The 554-nt window shown below is 39.7% G+C and carries 1 pseudogene; it reads left to right on the top strand.

The window, feature by feature from the left end:
* A pseudogene (locus FD47_RS15760) lies at positions 1-272 on the top strand (Mobilization protein MobB); the annotation flags it as partial.
* Between the last annotated feature and the right edge of the window lie 282 nt (positions 273-554).

Here is a 554-nt window from a genome sequence, read left to right as displayed (position 1 = left end):
CCAACCTGATCAGTCAGGAAAATCTGACCGCGCTCAAACAAATTCAAACCGAACAAGCCAAAAACAACCAGCGCCTCAGCCAACTCAACGACCAAGTGAACCAGACCATTCAAGAGACGATGGCCCAAGTCACTGATCAAATGGATCAGCAGTTACAAACCACGAAAAAGCGGTTCTCGTGGTATGAAATTAAGAATTATCTGCTGGCTGTGATCCCGACTGGTATTCTGACAGGCCTTATTTTCTGGTTATTGACCAAGTATTTCGGTTAGTTCAAGTTAAACTTTCAGTTTTTCGCGTCCTCAATTGCTGACAATTTTATTCCAGGGTTAAACCAAATTGGCGTTTTATTGACATGAATTTAGGATTTTGAAACCAATTAGCGTATTTTTCGCTTATTATTGGCTATATTTATCGTTTCTAAGCCATTTTAAATCAGCTTTGGTGTATTTATATGCCAGTTAACTAAAACGGCTGAGAAACGATTTTAGAGCTAATCTGAAAGGGCCTCTTGATTTTTGAATTCTTCGGGGTGTTTGGCCGCATATTCTCTA

The sequence above is a fragment of the Lentilactobacillus parafarraginis DSM 18390 = JCM 14109 genome (genome assembly GCF_001435895.1).
Taxonomy (GTDB): Bacteria; Bacillota; Bacilli; order Lactobacillales; family Lactobacillaceae; genus Lentilactobacillus; species Lentilactobacillus parafarraginis.
This window is presented reverse-complemented; position numbering and strand designations above follow the sequence as displayed.